At 64.0% G+C, this 21,779-nt stretch carries 20 protein-coding genes; 14 read left to right on the top strand and 6 right to left on the bottom strand.

The window, feature by feature from the left end; translation table 11 throughout:
* The first annotated feature begins 11 nt into the window (after positions 1–11).
* The 8 genes from ABE528_RS00320 to ABE528_RS00285 are packed head-to-tail and all read left to right on the top strand — an operon-like array spanning position 12 to position 10,115.
* A complete protein-coding gene (locus ABE528_RS00320) occupies positions 12–1,463 on the top strand; it encodes a sel1 repeat family protein (RefSeq protein WP_346651822.1) in 1,452 nt (483 codons plus the stop codon).
* Entirely contained in the window at positions 1,460–2,914 is a 1,455-nt protein-coding gene (locus ABE528_RS00315) for an alginate export family protein (protein WP_346651821.1), read from the top strand. The genes ABE528_RS00320 and ABE528_RS00315 overlap by 4 nt, the downstream gene beginning before the upstream one ends.
* A gap of 14 nt (positions 2,915–2,928) precedes the next feature.
* Positions 2,929–4,356, top strand: coding sequence for an MBOAT family O-acyltransferase (locus ABE528_RS00310; protein WP_346651820.1), 1,428 nt, complete (start codon positions 2,929–2,931; stop codon positions 4,354–4,356).
* Between the two features lie 9 nt (positions 4,357–4,365).
* Complete coding sequence (locus ABE528_RS00305) at positions 4,366–5,460, top strand: alginate O-acetyltransferase (protein ID WP_346651819.1); 1,095 nt, start codon at positions 4,366–4,368, stop codon at positions 5,458–5,460.
* An 18-nt stretch (positions 5,461–5,478) separates the two neighbouring features.
* Positions 5,479–6,108 (top strand): alginate O-acetyltransferase AlgF, encoded by a 630-nt coding sequence (locus ABE528_RS00300; RefSeq protein WP_152957132.1) that lies wholly within the window; start codon positions 5,479–5,481, stop codon positions 6,106–6,108.
* Between the two features lie 27 nt (positions 6,109–6,135).
* A complete protein-coding gene (locus tag ABE528_RS00295) occupies positions 6,136–7,539 on the top strand; it encodes an alginate biosynthesis protein AlgX (RefSeq protein ID WP_346651818.1) in 1,404 nt (467 codons plus the stop codon).
* Positions 7,530–8,657 (top strand): polysaccharide lyase, encoded by a 1,128-nt coding sequence (locus ABE528_RS00290; protein ID WP_346651817.1) that lies wholly within the window; start codon positions 7,530–7,532, stop codon positions 8,655–8,657. Before ABE528_RS00295 ends, ABE528_RS00290 begins: the two co-directional genes overlap by 10 nt.
* A 3-nt stretch (positions 8,658–8,660) precedes the next feature.
* Positions 8,661–10,115, top strand: a complete 1,455-nt coding sequence (locus tag ABE528_RS00285; RefSeq protein ID WP_346651816.1) for a right-handed parallel beta-helix repeat-containing protein — start codon at positions 8,661–8,663, stop codon at positions 10,113–10,115.
* A gap of 64 nt (positions 10,116–10,179) precedes the next feature.
* Here the strand turns inward: ABE528_RS00285 and ABE528_RS00280 are convergent, their stop codons facing one another.
* Complete coding sequence (locus ABE528_RS00280) at positions 10,180–10,611, bottom strand: GNAT family N-acetyltransferase (protein ID WP_346651815.1); 432 nt, start codon at positions 10,609–10,611, stop codon at positions 10,180–10,182.
* A 116-nt stretch (positions 10,612–10,727) separates the two neighbouring features.
* Between ABE528_RS00280 and ABE528_RS00275 the strand changes: the two genes are divergently transcribed.
* Positions 10,728–11,207, top strand: coding sequence for a hypothetical protein (locus ABE528_RS00275; RefSeq protein WP_346651814.1), 480 nt, complete (start codon positions 10,728–10,730; stop codon positions 11,205–11,207).
* Between the two features lie 111 nt (positions 11,208–11,318).
* Here ABE528_RS00275 and ABE528_RS00270 read toward each other — a convergent pair whose 3' ends face one another.
* Positions 11,319–11,711 carry a DUF488 family protein gene (locus tag ABE528_RS00270; RefSeq protein WP_152957137.1) on the bottom strand — a complete coding sequence of 131 codons (393 nt, stop codon included), beginning with the start codon at positions 11,709–11,711 and terminating at the stop codon, positions 11,319–11,321.
* A 121-nt stretch (positions 11,712–11,832) separates the two neighbouring features.
* Here ABE528_RS00270 and ABE528_RS00265 point away from each other — a divergent pair, with 121 nt between their 5' ends.
* Positions 11,833–13,449 carry an inorganic phosphate transporter gene (locus ABE528_RS00265; RefSeq protein ID WP_346651813.1) on the top strand — a complete coding sequence of 539 codons (1,617 nt, stop codon included), beginning with the start codon at positions 11,833–11,835 and terminating at the stop codon, positions 13,447–13,449.
* Here ABE528_RS00265 and ABE528_RS00260 read toward each other — a convergent pair whose 3' ends face one another.
* The 3 genes from ABE528_RS00260 to ABE528_RS00250 form a co-directional block, all read right to left on the bottom strand.
* Positions 13,450–14,145, bottom strand: coding sequence for a glutathione S-transferase N-terminal domain-containing protein (locus ABE528_RS00260; protein ID WP_346651812.1), 696 nt, complete (start codon positions 14,143–14,145; stop codon positions 13,450–13,452).
* A gap of 74 nt (positions 14,146–14,219) precedes the next feature.
* The gene (locus ABE528_RS00255) at positions 14,220–14,720 is read right to left on the bottom strand and encodes a hotdog domain-containing protein (protein ID WP_346651811.1); all 501 of its coding nucleotides are present in this window, start codon (positions 14,718–14,720) and stop codon (positions 14,220–14,222) included.
* Between the two features lie 57 nt (positions 14,721–14,777).
* Positions 14,778–16,160 carry an amino acid permease gene (locus ABE528_RS00250; RefSeq protein ID WP_152957141.1) on the bottom strand — a complete coding sequence of 461 codons (1,383 nt, stop codon included), beginning with the start codon at positions 16,158–16,160 and terminating at the stop codon, positions 14,778–14,780.
* Positions 16,161–16,427: 267 nt separating this feature from the next.
* On the opposite strand from ABE528_RS00250, the gene gcvA reads away from it, so the two are divergent.
* Together gcvA and ABE528_RS00240 are read left to right on the top strand one after the other, a co-directional pair.
* Positions 16,428–17,327, top strand: a complete 900-nt coding sequence (gene gcvA, locus ABE528_RS00245; protein WP_152957142.1) for a transcriptional regulator GcvA — start codon at positions 16,428–16,430, stop codon at positions 17,325–17,327.
* A 102-nt stretch (positions 17,328–17,429) separates the two neighbouring features.
* Positions 17,430–18,680 (top strand): aspartate aminotransferase family protein, encoded by a 1,251-nt coding sequence (locus tag ABE528_RS00240; protein ID WP_152957143.1) that lies wholly within the window; start codon positions 17,430–17,432, stop codon positions 18,678–18,680.
* A 3-nt stretch (positions 18,681–18,683) separates the two neighbouring features.
* Here the strand turns inward: ABE528_RS00240 and ABE528_RS00235 are convergent, their stop codons facing one another.
* Positions 18,684–18,986 carry a hypothetical protein gene (locus tag ABE528_RS00235; protein WP_152957144.1) on the bottom strand — a complete coding sequence of 101 codons (303 nt, stop codon included), beginning with the start codon at positions 18,984–18,986 and terminating at the stop codon, positions 18,684–18,686.
* A 131-nt stretch (positions 18,987–19,117) separates the two neighbouring features.
* Between ABE528_RS00235 and ABE528_RS00230 the strand changes: the two genes are divergently transcribed.
* Together ABE528_RS00230 and fusA are read left to right on the top strand one after the other, a co-directional pair.
* Complete coding sequence (locus ABE528_RS00230; RefSeq protein WP_346651810.1) at positions 19,118–19,543, top strand: hypothetical protein; 426 nt, start codon at positions 19,118–19,120, stop codon at positions 19,541–19,543.
* Between the two features lie 73 nt (positions 19,544–19,616).
* Positions 19,617–21,728 carry an elongation factor G gene (gene fusA / locus ABE528_RS00225; protein WP_346651809.1) on the top strand — a complete coding sequence of 704 codons (2,112 nt, stop codon included), beginning with the start codon at positions 19,617–19,619 and terminating at the stop codon, positions 21,726–21,728.
* Positions 21,729–21,779 lie beyond the last annotated feature (51 nt).

The raw sequence follows: 21,779 nt of genomic DNA, 5'->3' as shown, positions 1-21,779 counted from the left end.
ACGATGACGCCATGACCGCCAATATGCCCCCCCGCCTGCTGCTGGCCGGCCTGGCCCTGGCCTGCGCCAGCACGGCCAGTGCCGGGCAGAGCCTGGAGCAGATCCGCTACGCGCTGTACAAGGACCCGTCGGCCGAGGTCACCACCGACCTGCGCGAACTGGCTGCCCGTGGCGACCTGGCCAGTACCCTGCTGCTTGGCGATGTACTGGCCGGGCGCGAAGATGCCAGCCGCGCGGAAGTGGTGGCGCTGTACCAGAAGGCCTTTGCCGACGGCCATGGCATGGTCCCGGCACTGGCTTCGCTGGCCCGCCTGATCGACCGCACCCCGAACCTGCGCGAGGCGCAGCGGCCGTGGATGGCGCAGGCACTGACGCGCTACCCGGCCAACCTCGACCCACGCAACACCAGCACCACGCTGGAAGTGTTCCTGACCTACCCGGAGCTGGTCGACACCGCCCAGGCGGCCCAACTGCTGGCCCTGTACGAACAGGCCTGCCTGCTCAACTGCCGTCCCGAGCTGTACCACGCCGTGCTTGCCGAACGCCAGGGCGACCGCGCCAGCGCCGAGCGCTGGTATCGCCAGGCCGTGCGCGTGGACGTGCGCGCCCTGGACCGCTACTACGCCTTCCTCGGCGAGCAGCAGGACCGCCTGTTCCCGCCCTTCGCCGACCAGCTCGAACCTGAGCGCGAGCAGTTGCCGGTGGAGATCATCCACCGCGTCGCCGCGCTGCTCGACAGCATCACCAACGTGCAGCGCGCCGAACTGGACGCCGACCGCTACGAGAACCAGGCCGCTGCACCGGCTGCCGAAAAGCTGCCGCCAACGCCCGAGCAACTGGCCCGCGAAAAAGCCCAGGACGACGCGCTGAACCTGGCCACTGCCCGCGTCCAGCGCTGGCGCGATGTGGCCGTGGCCCGTGGCTTCGTGCCGGCCATGGTGTCCAAGGCCAACTACATGATCTCCAACCCGACCGAGCACAACGCCGAGGAAACCCAGGCGCTGATCGACCATGTGCGCGAGCGCGAACCGACCCGGGCCAAGGCCCTGCAAGCGCAGTTCTACATGGTCAACAACTGGCTGACGATGGACCCGGACAAGGCCCGCGCATTGATCGACGAGCTGCATGCCAGCGGCTACCCCGGTGCCGGCCTGCTGCTGGGCGAGTACTACAGCAAGGGCGTGGAAGACCAACCTGACCAGGAAAAGGCCCTGGCGCTGTTCCAGGCCGAAGCCGACAAGGGCAACACCGCCGCCTGGTACCGCATGGCCACCCTGCACGCCTATGGCCGTGCCCTGTGCCACGACCCGGTCAAGGCCTACACCTACGCCCGCGTCGCCCTCGACCTGGGCGAACGCAGCGCGCGCAGCCTGATCAAGCGCCTGGAAAAGACCCTGCCAAAGGATGACATCGAGCGCGCCCTGGCCGCTCGCAACGGGCTATTCAAGGAGGCCACCCTGTGAAAGCGCATCACCCTCTGTTCGGCGCCCTGCTGGCCCTGGCGCCGCTGCCAGCGGCCCTCGCCGCAGAAGAAATCACCGGCCCCGAAGCCGACAGCAACGCACCGGTGCGCGTCGCCGCACTGGATGGCAGCGAGCCGGTGATCACCTCGGAAGTGTTCAACAAGCTCACCGTGCAGACCGGCTACGGCCCCGAGGACTCGCAGGTCGGCAGCGACCGTGAGATGTTCTACAGCCTGCGCTACGAGCCGTCGTTCGCCTGGTACTCGCCGGAAAAGCGCTGGGCCAAATGGATGGTCTACGGCCGCCTGTGGTTGAACTACGATTCCAGCCAATCGAGCAACCTGACCAACGAAGCGTCCAACGCCAACGAACGCGAGCAGCCCGAAGGCTGGTACGCCGAACTGCGCGAGCTGTACGTCAAGCGCAACCTGATCGGCGACGACCCGCGCTTCTCCGCCTCGTTCGGCCGCCAGCGCTTCTATGACGACTACGGCATCTGGTGGGATGACAGCCTCGAGTCGCTGCGCTTCAACTACCAGGACACCTTCAGCGAGGCGTTCTTCGCCGTCGGCCAGAAGTTCCACAACTACAACACCGACGTCAATCGCCTGGCCGACAGCGAAGAACGCACCACCTACCTGATGGGCCAGTACGCCTACCGCTGGAGCCAGAACAACCAGGTCGGTGTGCGCCTGATGCACGAGAACGACCACAGCGGCCACGACGCCGGCGACCGTTACGACTTCAAGGGCATGCGCTACGGGCTGTTCTTCAAGGGTGACAACCTCGCCTACCCGGTGCTCAGCGACTACCACCTGGAACTGGCGGCGCTGGACGGCAAGATGGACAACACCGACGGCAACGGCGTCACCACCACCGGCCACAGCAGCAACGGCTGGGCAGTGCTGGGCGAAGTCGGCAAGCGCTTCGACAGCCTGGCGTGGACCCCGCGCTTGGCGCTGCGCGGCGGCCTGACCGACAAGCCCAGCGACGAGAATGATGGCTTCCGCCTGAACGCCATCCAGTCCGACCGCATCACCCGCACCGGCTCCTACAGCACCCGCCTGACCAGTTCGTTCGTCGCCCTCGACCTGCGCAACCTGAGCTACTACGGCTTTGCCGTGGAGACCCGCCCCACCCCGCGCAGCGCGCTGGACCTGCGGGTAACCCAGCTTGAATTGCGCGACGCCGACGGCACCCTGCCGATCCGCATGAACGGCGACCAGCGCTCAGCGCGCAACCGCGCCATCAACCAGGGCACCAACGGCAACGGGCGCAACGTCGGGCAGATGATCGACCTCAACTACTACTGGAAGATGTTTCCGGTGGCTATCGATGGCAAGCACCTGGATGTCAACGCGCTGGTCAGCGCCAGTTACCTCAATGCCGGCAGTGCATTGGAAACCGGCGATGACTACCAGCTGAGCGTCGGCGTGGTGATCAGTTACTAAGGAAGGGCCGTGCCATGATCTTCGCCTCCAATGTGTTCCTGTTCCTTTATCTGCCGCTGTTCCTGGCCGTGTATTTCCTGGCCAAGGCGCAGTGGCGCTCGACGGTGATCGTGGCCGCCAGCTACATCTTCTACGCCTGGTGGCGGCCGGACTTCCTGCTGCTGTTCGTCGGCATCACCTACTGGAACTACTGGTTCGGCCTGCGTATCAAGGCACGCCTGGATGCTGGCGACAAGCGCCTGGCCCTGCGCCTTCTGTGGATCGGCGTGGCCGGCAACCTGTCGACCCTGGGCTACTTCAAGTACGCCAACTTCGGCGCCGAGGTGCTGGCCATGCTGCTGGCGCCGCTGGGCATCAACACCTGGACGCTGGAGAACATCTTCCTGCCGCTGGGCATTTCGTTCTACGTGTTCCATGCCCTGAGCTACATCGTCGACATCTACCGCAAGGACGCTACGCCCACGCGCAACTTCATCGACTTCGCCGCCTTCGTCGCGCTGTTCCCGCACCTGGTGGCCGGGCCGATCCTGCGCTACAGCCAGCTGGCGCCGCAGCTGCGCGAACGCACCCATTCGCTGGAGCTGTTCTCGCTGGGCGTGTGCCGCTTCATGCTCGGCTTCATCATGAAGGTGCTGATCGCCGACCGCCTGGCGCCGATCAACATGCTGTTCGTCAGCGAAGGCGCGCTGCAGTTCAGCGACGCCTGGTTCGGCCTGGTGATCTCGACCCTGCAGCTGTACTTCGACTTCGCCGGCTACAGCCACATGGCCCTGGGCCTGGCGTTGATGATGGGCTTCCGCTTCCCGGAGAACTTCAACCAGCCCTACGTGGCGCAAAGCATCACCGAGTTCTGGGCACGCTGGCACATGACCCTGGCGCATTTCCTGCGCGACTACGTGTACATGCCGCTGGTGCGTAAACGCGTGGCCGGCGCCCTGCCCGCGCTGATCTGGACCATGCTGCTGTCGGGCCTGTGGCACGGCGCGAGCTTCGCCTTCATCTGCTGGGGCCTGTTCTTCGGCGTGGGCATGGTCATCGAGCGCAAGTTCAACCTGGCGACCAAGGTCACCACGCCCTACCACCTGGGCCGCAACCTGCGCACCGGGGTGCTGATCCTGCTGAGCATGCCGCTGTTCTTCACCATGGACCTGCGCCACAGCATCGACATCTACAAGGCGCTGTTCGGCTTCAACGGTTTCGGCTCATTGGAGCTGTACGTGCTCGGCGCCTCGAAGATGGCCATGGCCTTCGCCCTGGTGGCGCTGGCCTGGCTGGTGCTGGCCGGGATCAACAACGTGCGTTTCTACGCCGGCAACAAGGAAGGCTACTTCATGCGCCATGTCGGCGCGCTGCACAGCGTGCTGCTGTGGGGCGGTTTCCTGCTGGCGCTGAGCAGCCTGGCGGCCAACTCGTTCTCACCCTTCCTGTATTTCCAGTTCTAGGAGCGTGCCATGTACCCGGTGATGAATTCGGCCAGCAAGGCCAATGGCATTCTGTTCGTGGTGGTGCTGGCGGCGATGTTCGTCTATTCGCTGCCGCCGGTGTTCAGCTTTGCCCGCACCTCGACCGACACCTGGAACCTGTTCGTCGACGGCAAGCTGCTGCGCAAGTTCGAGCAGGCCTACGACAAGCGCTTCTTCCTGCGCGAGCCGTCGGTGCAGATGTGGGCCGATGCCCAGTTCCACCTGTTCGGCGAAGGCACCAAGGGTGTGGTGCTGGGCAAGGATGGCTGGCTCTACACCAACCAGGAATACCGCGTGCCCAACGACCTTGAGGCCAATGTGGCGAGCCAGCTGGAGCAGATTGCCAAGGTCCGCACGCAACTGGCCGAGCACGGCAAGCAGCTGGTGATCCTGCCACTGCCGATGAAGCTGGATGTGTACGCGGCGCATGCCCAGCATGCCTTCGACCCGCGGGTGACCAGCCTCTACGACCACTTCGTCGGTGAGCTGCAAAACCGCCAGCTGGACGTGGTGCCGTTGCGCGCGGCGTTCCTCGCCAACCTCGAAGGCCCGCAGCTGTTCCTCAAGTCGGACACCCACTGGAGCCCGGAAGGCGCACGGCTGTCGGCCTACGAACTGGCGCGCCAGCGCCCGCAACTGCTGGGTGACCAGGTGTATGTGTCGCACAAGGCCGGTGAGAAGAACATCAAGGGCGACCTGATGAACTACATCCAGTTCGACCATGCGCGCCTGGCGCCACAGTTTGGCCCCAACCCGATCGCCCTGTACGAAACCCTCAAGGCCACGCAAGGCGCCGAGGACCTGTTCGCCGAGGAAAACCAGAGCCTGCTGCTGGTCGGCACCAGCTACAGCAAGATCGACGACTGGAACTTCGTCGGCTTCCTCAAGGAGGCCCTCAACCGCGACCTGCTGAGCATTGCCGTGGAAGCCCGCGGCCCGTTCGAGGCGATGAACCAGTTCCTTGCCAGCGACCAGCTGGCCAACACGCAGATCGACACCGTGGTCTGGGAATTCCCCCTGCGCACCCTGCTCGCCCACCGCCCCGGCTCGCTCAGCCGCAGCGCTGCGCCCCAGCATTTCTGACCATTCAAGGAGAGCCTGATGAAACTTACCCAGCTGTTCACCGCCATCGCCCTGGCCGCTGCCAGCCATGCCGCCCTGGCCGCCGAAGGCAACGCCGACCTGTACGATGCCGTGGCCCCGGCCGACTCGGCGTTCGTCCGCGTGCTGAACCTGTCCGACAGCAACATCGACGTCAGCCTCAGCGGCAAGGTCAACCCGCAGCGGGTGGCCGCCGGCCAGCTCAGCGGCTACCGCTTCACCCCTGCCGGCCTGCACAAGATCGCCGTCGGCGGCAAGTCGATCGAACCCCAGCTCAAGGCCAATGCGGCCAGCACCGTGGTCTACGACGGCAAGCAGTTGAAACTGATCAGCGACAAGTACGTCAACGAGCCGAAGAAGGCGCAGATCGCCTTCTACAACCTGACCACCAACCAGACCGCGCTGAAGACCGCCGATGGCAAGCACGAAGTCGTCGAAGCCCTCGGCAACGGCGAGACCGGCACGCGCATGGTCAACGAGATCAAGATCGACTTCGCCGCCTACCAACAGGACACCAAGGTCGCCAGCTTCGACGAGCAGTTCCTCAAGAAGGGCCGCTCGTACAGCTACGTGCTACTGCCCGGCAACCGCAGCATGACCCTGGCCAACAGCATCGACCCGACCGAGTGATGAATGCCCTGCAAGGATGAATGGCACATGAAGACCCTTGTACCTTTTGGCCTGAGCGCTGCCCTGGCCTTGCTCAGCCTGCCCGGCCAGGCCGCGCAGCCGGCCCAAGCGACCAAGCCTGGCTGCGAGAACCTGCAGTGCATGGTTTGCCCGGCCTTGAGCGACCCGCAACGCTATGCCGAAGGGCGCATGAAACTGATGCGCGAGATCGTGCCTGGCAAGGACCGCTGGCTGTTCCGTTCGGCCGTCGACCTGACCAATGACTTCGGCATCCCCGCGCCGATGCGCCCGGAGTTCGCCCGCCTGATGCAGGCCTTCGAACGCCAGGGCATTCATGTGGCCATGGCGATCCAGCCGACCCGCGGGCTGATGCACCGCGACAAGCTGTTCGCCGACCAGTTGCATGGCTTCGACTATGCCCGCGCCAGCAACAGCCTCAGTGCCTACCTTGGCCAGTTGCGCCAGGGCGGCGCAGTGGTGGCGCCGATGATGCAGCTGGTGCAGCAACCGCCGAAGGGCGAGTACTTCTTCCGCCGCGACCACCACTGGACGCCTGCCGGCGCCGAGGCCACGGCGAAACTGATGGCCGAGGAAATCCGCCGCCAGCCGTTCTATGCCGGGCTGACCAAGAAGGAGTACCGCACCGAGCCGGGCGTGATGGTGCCCAAGGACGGCACCCTGAACCTGGCGATGAGCAGCATCTGCGGCAACAACTACGGTTTCCAGTATGTGCGCGGCTACCAGACCATTCCGCTGGCTGCCAGCGCCGATGCGCTGTTCGACGAGGCGCCGGACCCGCAAGTGATCCTGGTCGGCGACAGTAACGCCGCGGCCCGTGAGGACGAGAGCAAGCAGTTCAACTTCGATGGCTACCTGAAGCAGTACCTGAACGTCGACATCCTCAACTACGCCCTGCCTGGGGTGGGCGAGGATGGCTCATTGCTGGAATACCTGTTGTCGAGCGACTACAAGCCCAAGGCGCCGCCCAAGCTGATCGTCTGGGAGCTGCCGGCCAACTACCGGCTCGACTCGCCGTTGATGTATCGCCAGCTGGTGCCGGCGGTCCAGGGTGGTTGTTCGGCAAGCCGGGAAGTGCTCGGCGCGAAACTGCAGCGCCCGGCGTTGAAGGTGGGTGAACGCATCGAGCTGCTGAGCAATGCCGGCAGTGGTCGCCAGGCGCTGTCAAAGGGCTTCCTAGACATTCGCTTGAGCGACAAGAACGTCAAGGACTTCTACATCATCGTCTACTACGACAACGGTGCACGGGACAAGGTGTGGTTCCGCCGTGACGCGGTGGTCACCGGTGGGCAGTACTACCTGGAGCTGAGCAAGGCACCGGAGTTTGCCGGGGCCAACCTGTTGTCGGTATTCATGGAGCCGACCAAGCCAGGAACTGCGGCGACCGATGTGGAGACTCGCCTGTGCCTGTGAAGACTGTATTGCCATGCCTGGGGCTGCTCGCCCTGGGGCTATCAACCCCCCAGGCCCAGGCAGCCCAGTCCATCTGGCCCGCCCACAGCACCCCACAATCGGCCATGATCGCCGACTACCGGACCCTGGCCTGCCCCCAGGAACCGCCGGCGCCCTACATCGGTAGCCTGCGCCTGGAAAGCAAGTACGACCAGCGTGACGCCAGCAAGTCGACCCTGCGCAGCATCCCCGATGCCAACAGCGAAGAGGTCGCAAAGCAGGTCAAGCAGTTCGTCGGCGGCCTGATCTACGCCAGCAAGCGCTTCCAGCGGGCGAAGAAGCCGCAGGACGCCAACCTGGCCCTGGCCTGCCAGGATCAATGGCTGCAGGCGTGGGCCGAAGCCGGTGCGCTGCTCAACCCCGATGCCAGCGGCACCGGCAGGGCTGCCCGCAAGTGGGCCCTGGCAGCCATGGCTGGCAGCGTGCTGCTGACCCAGTCCGCCGCCGACGGCAAGCTGCAACTGAGCGCAGCGCAGCGCAGCTGGTTCACCCGCCTGGGTGAGCAGGTGATCGCCGAATATGACCCACGCCGCGGTGCTGCCGGGATCAAATTCAACAATCACGACTACTGGGCGGCCTGGGCCGTAGCCGCCACCGGCATGCTGCTCGACCGCGACGACTTCATCCAGTGGGCCGACGGCAACCTGCGCCGCGGCCTGGCCCAGGCCGTGCGCTCCGGTGATGCCAGCTACGCCTATCTGCCGCTGGAAGTGGAGCGCAGCAAACTGGCCGCCACCTACAGCCAGTACGCGTTGGTACCACTGGTGCTGCTGGCGGAATCGGCTCGCGCCAATGGCCTGCCATGGAGCGCCGACGATCAGCAGACCCTCGACCTGCTGGCCAACTTCGCCGCCCGCAGCGTGCTCGCCCCCGATGAGCTGCCCGAACTCGGCGGCAACGCCCAGGTGGAGGTCGCGCCCTACAAACTGGCCTGGCTGATCCCGTTCCTGCAACGCAACCCCGGCCATGCCCTGGCGCGCCAGCTGTACGACAGCGAAGACGGCGAGGTGGACAACTACAGCCAGCTCGGTGGCCCGATCAAACCGTTCTATCCCCCACTGCCCGGATCAAGGAGCTGACCCATGGCTGCCCTCGCCCGCTTTTCCCTTACCTGCCTGGCCGCCTTGTGCCTGGCCGGCGCGGCCCAGGCCGCCAGCCAATCGCTGCCGGTCAACCAGACCGTGGACACCCTGCCCCGTGAGCAACGCCAGCTCAAGGCCGACCAGTTGCGCCAGCAGGTACGCCAGGCCGTGGCCTTCCAGCAGGCTGAACGGCAACGCCCGGCCGGGCGCGCCAGCGTCAGCCTGCAGCCGATGTTCTCGTCCCAGGCCGGCAGCTGGCCGTTCGAGCCCTTCGTCAATAATGGCCTGTTCCGCGCCATCGCCGGTTACCAGGCACACCACCCGCAGGTGGTGATGCTGCGCGGTGGCAGCATCACCCTGGCGCAGTTGCACGACGCACTGAGCGACCCGCGCATCCTCAAGCGCTACAAGGATGGCTACCTGCTCAGCTACCCGCTGATGATCGCCGGCGACGCCGGGCTGGTAATGGAAGGCACCAGCCTGTACCTGTCGAGTCTCTCTGGCACGGCGCTGATCAACCAGGGCTGGCTCGGGCTCAACCAGTCCAGCCTGGAGAGCATGGCCGGCGACACGCCGGGCAGCACCGATCGCGCCTGGCGCCCGTTCGTGGTGGCCTGGGCCGGCAGCCATACCCAGGTGATCGGCTCGACGCTCAAGCGCCTGGGCTACAACGCCAACCTTTCCCGTGGCCTGAGCACCGCCTTGAGCACCCAGCAGGCGGCCAGCACGCGCCCGGCCACGGTGATCATCCGCAACAGCCAGTTCAGCGAGATGTCCAGCGCGGTGGAGCTGCAGCACAGCCAGGCGACCATCACCGGCAGCCAGTTCGAGCAGTCGCAGCAATTCGCCATCGATGTGCAGAACAGTCAGGTCAAGCTGCAGGGTAACCAGCTGCGCGGCATCGACAACAACAGCGGCGTGCGCCTGCGTGGCCAGACCCGCGCCCTGGTCGAAGGCAACCTGATCCTCGGCGCGACCAAGGCCGCCATCGAAATCAGCGAGCAACAGGGCGCGGTACTGCTGGCAGGCAACCGCATAGGCGACAGCCGCGGCAATGGCATCCAGCTGCGTAACCTGGCACCTACCGTGGCAGCGCCGCTGGTGATCGACGACAACCTGCTGGCCAGCAGCCAGGGCAGCGCGGTGGATGCCAGCGAGGTGGGCGCCTTGGCGCTGCTCGACAACCGCATCGGCAACACCACGGAATATGCGATCAGCGTGCGCAATGCCACGCCACTGGCCGGGCCGCTGGTGCTCAGCGGCAACCGCCTGGGCCAGGTCGGCAAGGCACTGGTGCGGGTGGAGGGTGTGCAGGATGTGGTGCTGGGGGGCAACAGCTTCGATGGCAAGCCGTTGTTGCAGAACCTGTTGATCGGGGATTTGTTGCCGTTGCAGGGCCAGTTGCTCGAGGCCACGGTTCGCCAGGGTGAGACTGTGCGGGTGAGGCAGCAGTGATCCAGCATTTGCTTTAACTGCACCGGCCTCTTCGCGGGTAAACCCCCGAAGAGGCCGGCACAGGTCAACCGATAACCCGCTGCATCCTCACAAAACAATCATCCTCACCCATCTCGACAAACCCGTGGCGCAGGTACAGTTGCCGCGCCGGGTTGCTCTTGAACACCATCAGCCTCAACAGCGGCAGCCGCCGCTGCGCCGCCCAGCCAGCCAGCGACTCCAGCACCTGGCTGCCCACCCCGCGCCCACGCTGTTCCGGCACCAGGTGCAACTCACGAATGAACAACGCCTGCCGATCCTGGCTCAGGCTGCAGAAACCCAGCACGGTTTCGCCTTCCTTGATCAGCCACTGTTCACGCCAACCCCAGGCTTCATCGAACGCTTCCTCGATCCACAGCAGGCCGTATTCGCGGTAGTACGGCAGCATGGCGCGGCGGGTGAGGTCGCGGGCAAACGCCAGGCTTGTAGCCTCCGCGGGAACTAGCTCGACACGCATGGTACAGCCCTCTGCTACCTGAGCCAGGGTGCAAAACTATCACTTTTGCCAGTTTCGGAAAACGCTCGATGCGATAAAGATAAGTGTGCCCGCAATTTCCCACGCAGGAAGAAATCATGAAAAACACCACGGCACATTTAAAGAATAGCGAGTTCCTGAAAAACGGTGCGAAAGCCAGCGGAACTTATGAAATAAAAGGCCAACAGAAAAAAGAATTCAATGCCACGAAAGGGGCACTGTATCTTCTTGGCCCAGACGATCCAAAACAACAAGTATTGTATTTCGGCGTGACTTTCACAGTTAAAGACGATGCAAAAAAGAGCGAGCAGTCTCTGAGCCTGGCATTCAAAATGCCCCGACTGATCCCCGTGGATGTTGAATATGAATTCCCTGAAGGCCCTATAGATATCAAAGCCCTGTTGATTCACCCAAGCGCTGAGGCTGACAAGGCAGAACAGGAAGCTGTCAAGGGTAAACTTAAATGCGTTGCACGCGACGACAATGGCGTAATAGCCACGGCCCAGTGTGCATTTGAAAGCAGCCAGTGGATTGCCGCCATATCATTCCAAGTCGACACCCTCACAGTGTCCCGCTGAAAGCGCCTTTTCACAGAGATTAAAACGCAATTCCACAGGTTCTACGCGCCTTGGAACGTCGCAGCTCCACTCCGCGGGGGGGGGGGCCTTACAGCTACCCCCTCCTCTCTATTACTCGTAACGCAGGTAACACACCGGCGAACTTCCCACCTCCTTTCGATCCGCCTCACCTTCAAGCCAGTCCGCTAGCACGCGTGCATTGTTATGTTCCCTGTCCTTGCCCGCATACAGCAGGGTGAGGTTGCCTTTAGCTGCAAGGTCCAACAGGGGATACCAGTGCTCAGGATGCGCCGCCAGCTCCTGCTGATAACGCTGGGTAAACCCGGCGAAATCCACCTCGCCCTGGTGGAACGCCTTGCGCAAATCAGGGGATGGCGCCACGTCGCGAAACCACTCGGCATGCAGTTCGTCCTTGCGTTTGTTGCGCGGCCACAGGCGGTCGACCAGCACGCGCTGGCCATCTTGCTGCTCTGGCGCGTCGTAGACGCGCTTGCAACGAATCATGGGGTTCTCCTGCCCTTACCGTCTGTCTCGAGACTAGGTGATTCCTTGATCAAGGTCATATCCATGCGAGGAATTGTTTCTATGCTCAGAGCCACTTTCGCCGACGCCAATCGGAGCCCCCATGGCAACCCCGTCCCTGGCCAGCCAGCAGCCACTGGTCCACAGCGATGCTCGCCCGCAGCTTTCACACAAACCCGGGCGCGCCACCCTCGTGCTGTTCTTCGGCCTGCTGCTGGCCGGCATCACCTACACCGCCTGGAGCCTCAAGCAGGACGTGACCGCCAGCGGCACGGTGATCACCACCGTCACGCCGTTCCTGCTGCTGGGCCTGGCGCTGCTGATTGCCTTGGGCTTCGAATTCGTCAACGGTTTCCATGACACCGCCAACGCGGTGGCCACGGTGATCTACACCCACTCGCTGCCGGCACCGGTGGCGGTAGTCTGGTCCGGCTTGTGCAACTTCCTGGGCGTGCTGCTTTCCAGCGGCGCAGTGGCGTTCGGCATCATCGCCCTGCTGCCAGCAGAGCTGATTCTACAGGTCGGCTCCACGGCTGGCTTCGCCATGGTCTTCGCCTTGCTGCTGGCGGCGATCATCTGGAACCTCGGTACCTGGTGGCTGGGGTTGCCGGCGTCCTCGTCGCACACCTTGATCGGCTCGATCATCGGCGTTGGCGTGGCCAACGCACTGATGCATGGGCGTGATGGCACCAGCGGGGTCGACTGGGCCCAGGCCAGCAAGGTCGGCTATGCCCTGCTGTTCTCACCGCTGATCGGCTTTGCCTGTGCCGCCTTGTTGCTGCTGGCGCTGCGCGCACTGGTCAAGCGCAAGGCGTTGTACCAGGCGCCGGAAGGCTGCACGCCGCCCCCGTGGTGGATCCGCGGGATTCTGATCCTGACTTGCACCGGCGTGTCATTCGCCCATGGTTCCAACGACGGGCAGAAAGGCATGGGCCTGATCATGCTGATTCTGGTCGGCACCCTGCCGATGGCCTATGCACTGAACAAGACCATGCCCAGCGAGCAGGCGCTGCAGTTCTCCGCTGTTGCCGAAGTGACCCGCCAGGCATTGGTGCACACAGCACCTGGGCCGGCCCCCGGCGACCCGCGCCAGGCGCTGACTGCATTCATCGCCGAGCCCAAGGCCACCCCCCAACTGGTGCCGGCACTGGCCGCGCTCACCGGCATGATCGGTGACCAGGTCAAAGGCTACGGCTCACTGAAGCGCGTGCCGGCCGAAGCCATGGCCAACGTGCGCAACGACATGTACCTGACCAGCGAAACCATCCGCCTGATCGAGAAGAAACAGTTGGTGGCGTTCGACGCCGATACCCGCAGCCAGGTGCTGTTGTTCAAGACCCAGCTGGACGACGCTACCCGCTACATCCCGCTGTGGGTCAAGGTGGCCGTGGCCATCGCCCTGGGCCTGGGGACCATGGTCGGCTGGAAACGTATCGTGGTGACGGTGGGCGAGAAAATCGGCAAGACCCACCTGAGCTATGCCCAGGGGGCTTCGGCGGAAGTGGTCGCCATGTGCACCATCGGTGCGGCGGACATGTTCGGGCTACCGGTGTCGACCACCCACGTGCTGAGCTCGGGGGTGGCGGGTGCCATGGTCGCCAACGGTTCGGGGATTCAAAAGCGCACGCTGATCAACCTGCTGATGGCCTGGGTGCTGACCTTGCCGGCGGCGATGCTGTTGGCCGGGAGCCTGTACTGGCTGCTGAGCCAGATTTTCTGATCAGCCGGGGATTTTCAGGCCACGTTGCACCGCTGGCCGCTCGAGGAATTTCGCCAGCACCCGCTGCACGTCCTTGAACGCATCGAAGCCCACCAGCTCGCGAGCGTTGTAGCGCTCCACCAGGTTGCGCACCCAAGGGAAGATGGCGATGTCGGCGATGCTGTATTCATCGACCATCCACTCACGCCCCTTCAGGTGCCGGTCCAGCACACCCAGCAGGCGCTTCGATTCGTTGACGTAACGGTCACGCGGGCGCTTGTCTTCGTATTCCTTGCCGGCAAAGAAATGGAAGAAGCCGACCTGGCCGAACATCGGCCCGATGCCGCCCATCTGGAACATCAGCCACTGCAGCGTCTGGTAGCGCTGGGCCGGGTCCTGGCTCAGTAGCCGCCCGCTCTTCTCCGCCAGGTACTGCAGGATCGCGCCCGACTCGAACAACGGCAGCGGCTGGCCGCCCGGGCCGTTGGGGTCGAGGATCGCGGGGATCTTGTTGTTGGCACTGAGCGAGATGAATTCGGGACTCAGCTGGTCATCGTTGTCGAAGCTGACCTTGTGCGGCTCGTAGGCCAGGCCGATCTCCTCCAGCATGATCGAGACCTTGACGCCATTGGGCGTGGGCAGCGAGTAGAGTTGCAGGCGCTCGGGATGCTTCGCGGGCCATTTACGGGTGATGGGGAAAGCGCTCAGATCGGTCATGGTCAACCTTGGGCTTGGATGGGAACCTGTCACTCTAGAGACATCCTGGCTGGCTGACCATCACCCACCGTTGATCAGCTGGCCTGGCCATGCGCCTTGAGCTTGAGCTTTTCGGTGTCCACCCGCACGAACACCGAGTCGGCGCTGACCGTCAGTACATCGCCCGCCCAGACCTCGCAGATAACCCGGGTCTTGCGCCCGACTTCACCTTCCACGCGCGCCTTGAGCAGCAGCTCGACGCCCATTGGGGTGGGTTTGAGGTAATTCAGCCCAAGGCTGCCGGTGACACAATCAATACGCGGCAGGCTGCCCGCTTCGCGGCCTTCGGCGCGGTAGTGGTAGGCCATCGCGGTCCAGTTGGAATGGCAGTCGACCAGCATCGCCAGCAGGCCGCCATAGACCAGGCCGGGCCAGCCGATGTAGGTGCTGTCGGGTGAGTGCCGGCACAGCAGGTGGATACCGTCGGCGTCCCAGTGGCTTTGCAGGTGCAGGCCGCAGGGGTGGGAACAACCGCAGCCGAAGCAAGTGCCTTCGGGGGCGGCGAGGGCCTGGAGGGAAAGGGGGTAATCGTTCATACGCTGCCTGTGGTTGTTGGAATGGGGGCGCGAAACGCCCCCATTAAAACAGAAACCTCAAGCCGGCTGGGCAACCACCTTGCCGCCCTTCTGGGTCAGCGACACCAGCAGGATGAACAGGGTCACGCCAGCGGTCATCAGCGTCTCGTAGCGGTAGGCATCGCTGAACAGCATGTAGCCCAGGACCATGACGATGGTGCCGATCACCAGCCAGGTCAGCCACGGGAACAGCCACATCTTCAGTTCCAGCGGGCGCCCCTCACGTTCGGCCCGGGCGCGCATGCGCAGTTGCGACACGGCGATCACCAGGTACACCAGCAAGGCGATGGCGCCAGTGGTGGACAGCAGGAAACCGAACACCTTGCCCGGCAGCACATAGTTGACGAAGCAACCGACGAAGCCGGCCAGGGTCGAGAGGATCACCGCCACGGTCGGCACGCCAGCACCGGAAATGCGCTTGGTCATGCTCAGCGCCTGGCCGCGGGCACCCAGCGAATAGAGCATCCGCGAAGCCGTGTAGAGGCCGGAGTTCATGCAACTGGTCACCGCCACCAGCACCACCAGGTCGACCAGCAACTTGGCGCCCGGCACGTTGAGCACTTCCAGCACACGCTGGAACGAGCCCACCGCTTTCAGGCTTGGGTCGTTCCAGGCCACCAGCGACACCACCAGGAAGATCGAGGCCAGGTAGAAGATCGCGATGCGGTACACCACCAGGTTGGTGGCACGGCGGATCTTGTCTTTCGGGTTGGCGGTTTCGTCAGCGGCAATGGTGACGATCTCGGCACCGAAGAACGAGAAGATGGTGATCAGCACGCCACCGAGCACGGTGCCGAACCCGTTGGGCATGAACCCGCCGCTGTCCCACAGGCGGCTGATGCCGGACACCTCGGCCAGCGGCCAGAAGCCGAACACGGCCAGGCTGCAGACCGCGATGAAGGCGATGATCGCGACCACCTTGACCAGCGCGAACCAGTACTCGAACGCGCCGAAGTTCTTCACGCTGACCAGGTTGCTGCCCGACAGCACGACCATGATCAGGAAGGCGAACAGCCAGGACGGCACACCCGGGAAGTAGGCATGCAGGATGTCTGCACCGGCGATGGCCTCGACCGGAATGATCAGCACCCAGAACCACCAGTACAACCAGCCGATGGTGAAGCCGGCCCAGGGGCCGATGGCCTCCGAGGCGTAGGTGGAGAACGAACCGCTGTTAGGGTTGGCGATGGCCATTTCACCCAGCATGCGCATCACCAGCAGCACCAGCAGGCCGGTCATGGCGTAGGAGATGAGAATGGCCGGGCCCGCAGTGGCGATGGCGTTGGAAGAACCGATGAACAAGCCGGCACCGATGATGCCGGCAATGGAAATCATGGACACCTGACGCGAGGTCAGGCCGTGCTGCAAGGAACGCTGTTTGTTGTTGTGTAGCGAAGCCATGGAGAACCCTCGAATGGGTCGGCCGGCGTGCGGCTGGCGAGCCGTAGTCGGCTGAAAAGTTGGAGCAGAATTCTTGTAGGTCGTGGTGCTGTTTTTTGTTTTTTTATATCGCCGGTCGCGCTGTTACCTCCTCTTCGCCGTACCGGTTGTAAACGTTGATCGAGGTCAGTATTAATCTATAGGGCGAGGTCAACAAACGACCTTTTCGAAGCACATGATTCCAGTACGGAATGAACTCCATCCTTTTTTGCTCGGTACGCGCCTGCCATGTCCAAACGCCTGATGCCCTCGACCACCGCCCTGCAGTGCTTCGAAGCCGCCGCCCGGCACCTGAGCTTCACCCGTGCGGCACAGGAGCTGCACCTGACCCAGAGCGCCGTCAGCAAGCAGGTTGCGCAGCTCGAGGACATGCTGTCGCATTCGCTGTTCCAGCGCATTCGCCGGCGCCTGCACCTGACCCCGGCAGGGGCGCTGTACCTCGCCGAAGTGAACAAGATCCTTACCCAGATCGACATTTCCAGCCGCTACATCCTCAGCTACGGCGACGAGACCGAGGTGCTGCGCATCGCTACCCAGCCGACCTTTGGCGCGCGCTGGCTGGTGCCCAGGCTCAAGGGCTTTGGCGACCGCCACCCGCGCATCCACCTGGACATCCGCAACGAACTGGAACCGTTCGACCTGGTGCAGGCCAAGGCTGATATCGCGTTCTTCTTCGGCCAGGGCACCTGGCCGGGGGCCACCTGCATCGAGCTGTTCAGCGAGGAAGTGGTGCCGGTGTGTGCGCCCGAGTTGCTGGCCCGGCACCGATTCGACAGCGCCGAGGCGCTCACCGAACACCGGCTGCTGCAATGCGCATCACGGCCGGAGGCGTGGCACGAGTGGTTCCTGGGCTTGGGCCTGCACAGCCAGAACAGCTACCACGGGCCGCGTTTCGACACGTTCTACCTGTGTATCCGCGCGGCCATCGCCGGCTGTGGCATTGCCCTGATTCCGCGCTACCTGGTGGCCGAAGAATTGAGCGAAGGCAAGCTGGTGGTGGCCTGGGACCACCCGGTGGCGAGCAATGGCCGGCATTTCATCGCCCATGCAGAACATGCCGCCGAAGTCCCCAAGGTCAAGGCCTTCGTGCAGTGGATTCGCGAGCGGGTGGCTGAGGAAGATCGGTAGAGTTCACGAATCCAGGGAATGACCGCAATCGAATAATTCGTTTGCGGAATAATACCGCGGCGCGCTTGGATAGTAAGAAACTCGAACAAGGTCTGCGTGCCCATGAATCTGGAAAGTATCAGCCAATCCATCGCCATCGTTCATCCGATCACACTTTCCCATGGCCGCAATGCCGAAGTCTGGGACACCGACGGCAAACGTTACATCGACTTTGTCGGCGGTATCGGCGTGCTCAACCTGGGCCACTGCAACCCGGCCGTGGTCGAAGCAATCCAGGCCCAGGCCAGCCGCCTGACCCACTACGCCTTCAACGCCGCGCCCCATGGCCCGTACCTGGAGCTGATGGAGCGCCTGCGCCAGTTCGTCCCGGTCAGCTACCCGCTGGCCGGCATGCTCACCAACAGCGGCGCGGAAGCGGCAGAAAACGCCCTGAAAGTTGCCCGCGGCGCCACCGGCAAACGCGCCATCATCGCCTTCGACGGCGGCTTCCACGGCCGCACCCTGGCCACCCTGAACCTCAACGGCAAGGTCGCGCCGTACAAGCAGCGGGTCGGCGAATTGCCGGGGCCGGTGTACCACCTGCCCTACCCCAGCGCCGATACCGGCGTGACTTGCGAGCAGGCGCTCAAGGCCATGGAGCGTCTGTTCAGCGTCGAATTGGCGGTGGAGGACGTGGCGGCGTTCATCTTCGAGCCGGTGCAAGGCGAAGGCGGCTTCCTCGCCCTAGACCCCGCGTTTGCCCAGGCGCTGCGGCGCTTCTGCGACGAGCGCGGGATCCTGATCATCATCGACGAGATCCAGTCCGGCTTTGGCCGCACCGGCCAGCGCTTCGCCTTCCCGCGCCTGGGGATCGAACCGGACCTGCTGTTGCTGGCAAAGAGCATCGCCGGCGGCATGCCGCTGGGCGCCGTGGTCGGGCGTCAGGACTTGATGGCGGCACTGCCCAAGGGCGGCCTGGGGGGCACCTATTCGGGCAACCCGATCGCCTGCGCGGCGGCGCTGGCGAGCCTGGCACAGATGACCGACGAGAACGTCGCCACCTGGGGTGAGCGCCAGGAGCAAGCGATCGTTGGCCGCCACGCCCGCTGGAAGGCCTCTGGCCTGAGCCCGTACATCGGCCGCCTGACCGGTACCGGGGCCATGCGCGGCATCGAGTTCGTCAACGCCGACGGCAGCCCGGCGCCAGCCCAGTTGGCCAAGGTGATGGAAGCGGCGCGGGCCAAGGGGCTGCTGCTGATGCCCAGCGGCAAGGCGCGGCACATCATTCGCCTGCTGGCACCGCTGACCATCGAGGCCGAGGTGCTCGAGGAAGGGCTGGATATCCTCGAGCAGTGCCTGGCTGAACTGAACTGAGGCTTACAGGCCCAGTTCTTCAGGGGTGAGCATGTCGGACTCGAAGGCGATCCAGCCGCCTTCGAGTTCGGCGTGGCCGTTGACGATCGGGCCGTAGTAGGTCAGGCCGTTCTCCAGGGTCACGCAGATGTGCGTGGCGTTTTTTTCGGGGGCCGCGAGCGTACCGACGAAATGCACCTTTTTCAGGGTTTCGGTCACCGCTTCCAGACCGACGCGCATGCCCGGGTTTTCCGAAGCTTCGGTGTCACCCCCGCGGTCTTCGGCGCTGATTGTCACGGTGGCGGTGTAAGGGTACTTGATGCTCAAGCGGGGTTACCTCAAAAGGGTGTCTGGGTAGATGGGCGCGTAGAGTACGCGCAAGAGGCCGGGCCTGCAAAAGATGCCCCGATCTGTTAGGGTGCCCGCCGATGCACGCCACACCACACGAGGACACCTGAGTGAGCGCCGAACAACCCCTGATCGCCGACCTGTTCGAGGTCGACAAACGCCTGACCCTCAAGCCCGTCGTGGATTTCAACAGCTACCTGCGCAACGCCTTCGGCGAAGGCCCGTGCCACTGCTACCGCTGCGCCGAAGGCAGCGACCAAAGCAGCTACAGCCACGCGCACAACTTCACCTTCGAAGGCCGCCCGTGGCACCGCCGCTTTGCCAGCACCGCCGGCAGCGACGTCGCCCAGGTGCTTAAAAAGGCGTGGCTGTCGTACACCAAGGCCGACCTTGCACTGATCGGCGTGCTGGACCTGGCCACCCTCAAGACCTTTACCGAAGCCGCCCTGCACGAGCGCCTGCTGGCCCTGCTGCCGGCCAGCGGCCTGGCCCGCGAAATCGACGGCCAATGGATGCTGCAAGCCCAGGCTGACTGACGGCCCGGCGGTCAGGCAGGATTCCCCCGCTCTGCTACCGTGGGGGAATCCGCCCATCCGCAGGTAGTCCGCCATGGCCCGTACAACGCCCATCGAGCTGTACCGCAATATCGGCATCGTCGCCCACGTCGACGCCGGCAAGACCACGACTACTGAACGCATCCTGTTCTACACCGGGGTCAACCACAAGATGGGTGAGGTGCACGATGGCGCCGCGACCATGGACTGGATGGCCCAGGAACAGGAACGCGGCATCACCATCACCTCGGCGGCGACCACGGCCTTCTGGCAAGGCTCGACCAAGCAGTTTGCCGACAAGTACCGCTTCAACATCATCGACACCCCCGGCCACGTCGACTTCACCATCGAAGTGGAGCGTTCGCTGCGCGTGCTCGATGGCGCGGTGGTGGTGTTCAGCGGCGCCGACGGCGTCGAGCCGCAGTCCGAGACAGTCTGGCGCCAGGCCAACAAGTACCACGTGCCGCGCTTGGCCTACATCAACAAGATGGACCGCCAGGGCGCCGACTTCCTGCGCGTGGTCAAGCAGATCGACCAGCGCCTGGGCCACCACCCGGTGCCCATTCAGCTGGCCATCGGCAGTGAAGAGAACTTCATCGGCCAGATCGACCTAGTGAAGATGAAGGCGATCTACTGGAACGACAACGATCAGGGCACCAGTTACCGCGAAGAAGACATTCCCGCCGAACTGCAGGCGCTGGCCGACGAATGGCGCGCGCACATGATCGAGGCCGCCGCCGAAGCCAATGATGAGCTGACCATGAAGTTTCTCGAAGGCGAGGAGCTGAGCATCGATGAAATCAAGGCTGCCTTGCGCCAACGCACCATCGCCAATGAAATCGTCCCGACCATTCTCGGCTCGTCGTTCAAGAACAAGGGCGTGCCGCTGATGCTCGACGCGGTGATCGACTACCTGCCTGCGCCCTCGGAAATCCCAGCGATCAAGGGCACCGACCCGGACGACGAAGAAAAGCACCTGGAGCGTCACGCCGACGACAAGGAGCCCTTCTCCGCCCTGGCCTTCAAGATCGCCACCGACCCCTTCGTCGGCACCCTGACCTTCGCCCGGGTGTATTCCGGCGTGCTCAGCTCAGGCAACGCCGTGCTCAATTCGGTGAAAGGCAAAAAGGAGCGCATTGGCCGCATGGTGCAGATGCACGCCAACCAGCGTGCCGAGATCAAGGACGTGTGCGCGGGTGACATCGCCGCGCTGATCGGCATGAAGGACGTCACCACTGGCGACACTCTGTGCGACATGGACAAGCCGATCATCCTCGAACGCATGGACTTCCCCGACCCGGTGATCTCGGTGGCGGTGGAGCCGAAGACCAAAGGCGACCAGGAGAAGATGGGCATCGCCCTGGGCAAGCTGGCCCAGGAGGACCCGTCGTTCCGTGTGCGCACCGATGAAGAAACCGGCCAGACCATCATCTCCGGCATGGGCGAACTGCACCTGGACATCATCGTCGACCGCATGAAGCGCGAGTTCAATGTCGACGCCAACATCGGCAAGCCGCAGGTGGCCTACCGCGAGAAGATCCGCAACACCTGCGAAATCGAGGGCCGTTTCGTTCGCCAATCCGGCGGGCGCGGCCAGTACGGCCACTGCTGGATCCGCTTCGCCCCTGGCGATGAAGGCAAGGAAGGCCTGGAGTTCGTCAACGAGATCGTCGGTGGCGTGGTGCCACGCGAGTACATCCCGGCGATCCAGAAAGGCATCGAAGAGCAGATGAAGAACGGCGTGCTGGCCGGTTATCCGCTGATCAACCTCAAGGCCGCCGTGTTCGACGGGTCTTACCATGACGTCGACTCCAACGAGATGGCGTACAAGATCGCAGCGTCGATGGCCACCAAGCAGCTGTCGCAGAAAGGCGGCGCGGTGTTGCTGGAGCCGGTGATGAAGGTCGAGGTGGTGACGCCGGAGGAGTATCAGGGCGATATTCTCGGCGACTTGAGCCGGCGTCGCGGGATGATCCAGGACGGTGATGAAACACCGGCGGGCAAGGTGATCCGCGCCGAAGTGCCGCTGGGCGAGATGTTCGGCTATGCCACTTCGATGCGCTCGATGACCCAGGGGCGGGCGAGCTTTTCGATGGAGTTCACCCGCTATGCCGAGGCACCGGCGAGCATTGCTGATGCCATCGTGAAGAAGAACCGCGGGGAATGAGGTTCTCTTGTGCCGGCCTCTTCGCGGATTTCGCCGGCAAGAGGCCGGCAC

It is taken from the genome of Pseudomonas sp. TWI628, assembly GCF_039673865.1.
Taxonomy (GTDB): Bacteria; Pseudomonadota; Gammaproteobacteria; order Pseudomonadales; family Pseudomonadaceae; genus Aquipseudomonas.
Note: the sequence above shows the minus strand (reverse complement) of the source record. Positions and strands in the feature narration are given on the sequence as shown.

Coding starts and splice junctions, on each gene's coding strand:
- ABE528_RS00320 (WP_346651822.1), top strand. CDS start 12: ATGACCGCCAATATGCCCCCCCGCCTGCTGCTGGCCGGCCTGGCCCTG.
- ABE528_RS00310 (WP_346651820.1), top strand. CDS start 2,929: ATGATCTTCGCCTCCAATGTGTTCCTGTTCCTTTATCTGCCGCTGTTC.
- ABE528_RS00305 (WP_346651819.1), top strand. CDS start 4,366: ATGTACCCGGTGATGAATTCGGCCAGCAAGGCCAATGGCATTCTGTTC.
- ABE528_RS00300 (WP_152957132.1), top strand. CDS start 5,479: ATGAAACTTACCCAGCTGTTCACCGCCATCGCCCTGGCCGCTGCCAGC.
- ABE528_RS00295 (WP_346651818.1), top strand. CDS start 6,136: ATGAAGACCCTTGTACCTTTTGGCCTGAGCGCTGCCCTGGCCTTGCTC.
- ABE528_RS00285 (WP_346651816.1), top strand. CDS start 8,661: ATGGCTGCCCTCGCCCGCTTTTCCCTTACCTGCCTGGCCGCCTTGTGC.
- ABE528_RS00280 (WP_346651815.1), bottom strand. CDS start 10,611: ATGCGTGTCGAGCTAGTTCCCGCGGAGGCTACAAGCCTGGCGTTTGCC.
- ABE528_RS00275 (WP_346651814.1), top strand. CDS start 10,728: ATGAAAAACACCACGGCACATTTAAAGAATAGCGAGTTCCTGAAAAAC.
- ABE528_RS00270 (WP_152957137.1), bottom strand. CDS start 11,711: ATGATTCGTTGCAAGCGCGTCTACGACGCGCCAGAGCAGCAAGATGGC.
- ABE528_RS00265 (WP_346651813.1), top strand. CDS start 11,833: ATGGCAACCCCGTCCCTGGCCAGCCAGCAGCCACTGGTCCACAGCGAT.
- ABE528_RS00260 (WP_346651812.1), bottom strand. CDS start 14,145: ATGACCGATCTGAGCGCTTTCCCCATCACCCGTAAATGGCCCGCGAAG.
- ABE528_RS00255 (WP_346651811.1), bottom strand. CDS start 14,720: ATGAACGATTACCCCCTTTCCCTCCAGGCCCTCGCCGCCCCCGAAGGC.
- ABE528_RS00250 (WP_152957141.1), bottom strand. CDS start 16,160: ATGGCTTCGCTACACAACAACAAACAGCGTTCCTTGCAGCACGGCCTG.
- gcvA (WP_152957142.1), top strand. CDS start 16,428: ATGTCCAAACGCCTGATGCCCTCGACCACCGCCCTGCAGTGCTTCGAA.
- ABE528_RS00240 (WP_152957143.1), top strand. CDS start 17,430: ATGAATCTGGAAAGTATCAGCCAATCCATCGCCATCGTTCATCCGATC.
- fusA (WP_346651809.1), top strand. CDS start 19,617: ATGGCCCGTACAACGCCCATCGAGCTGTACCGCAATATCGGCATCGTC.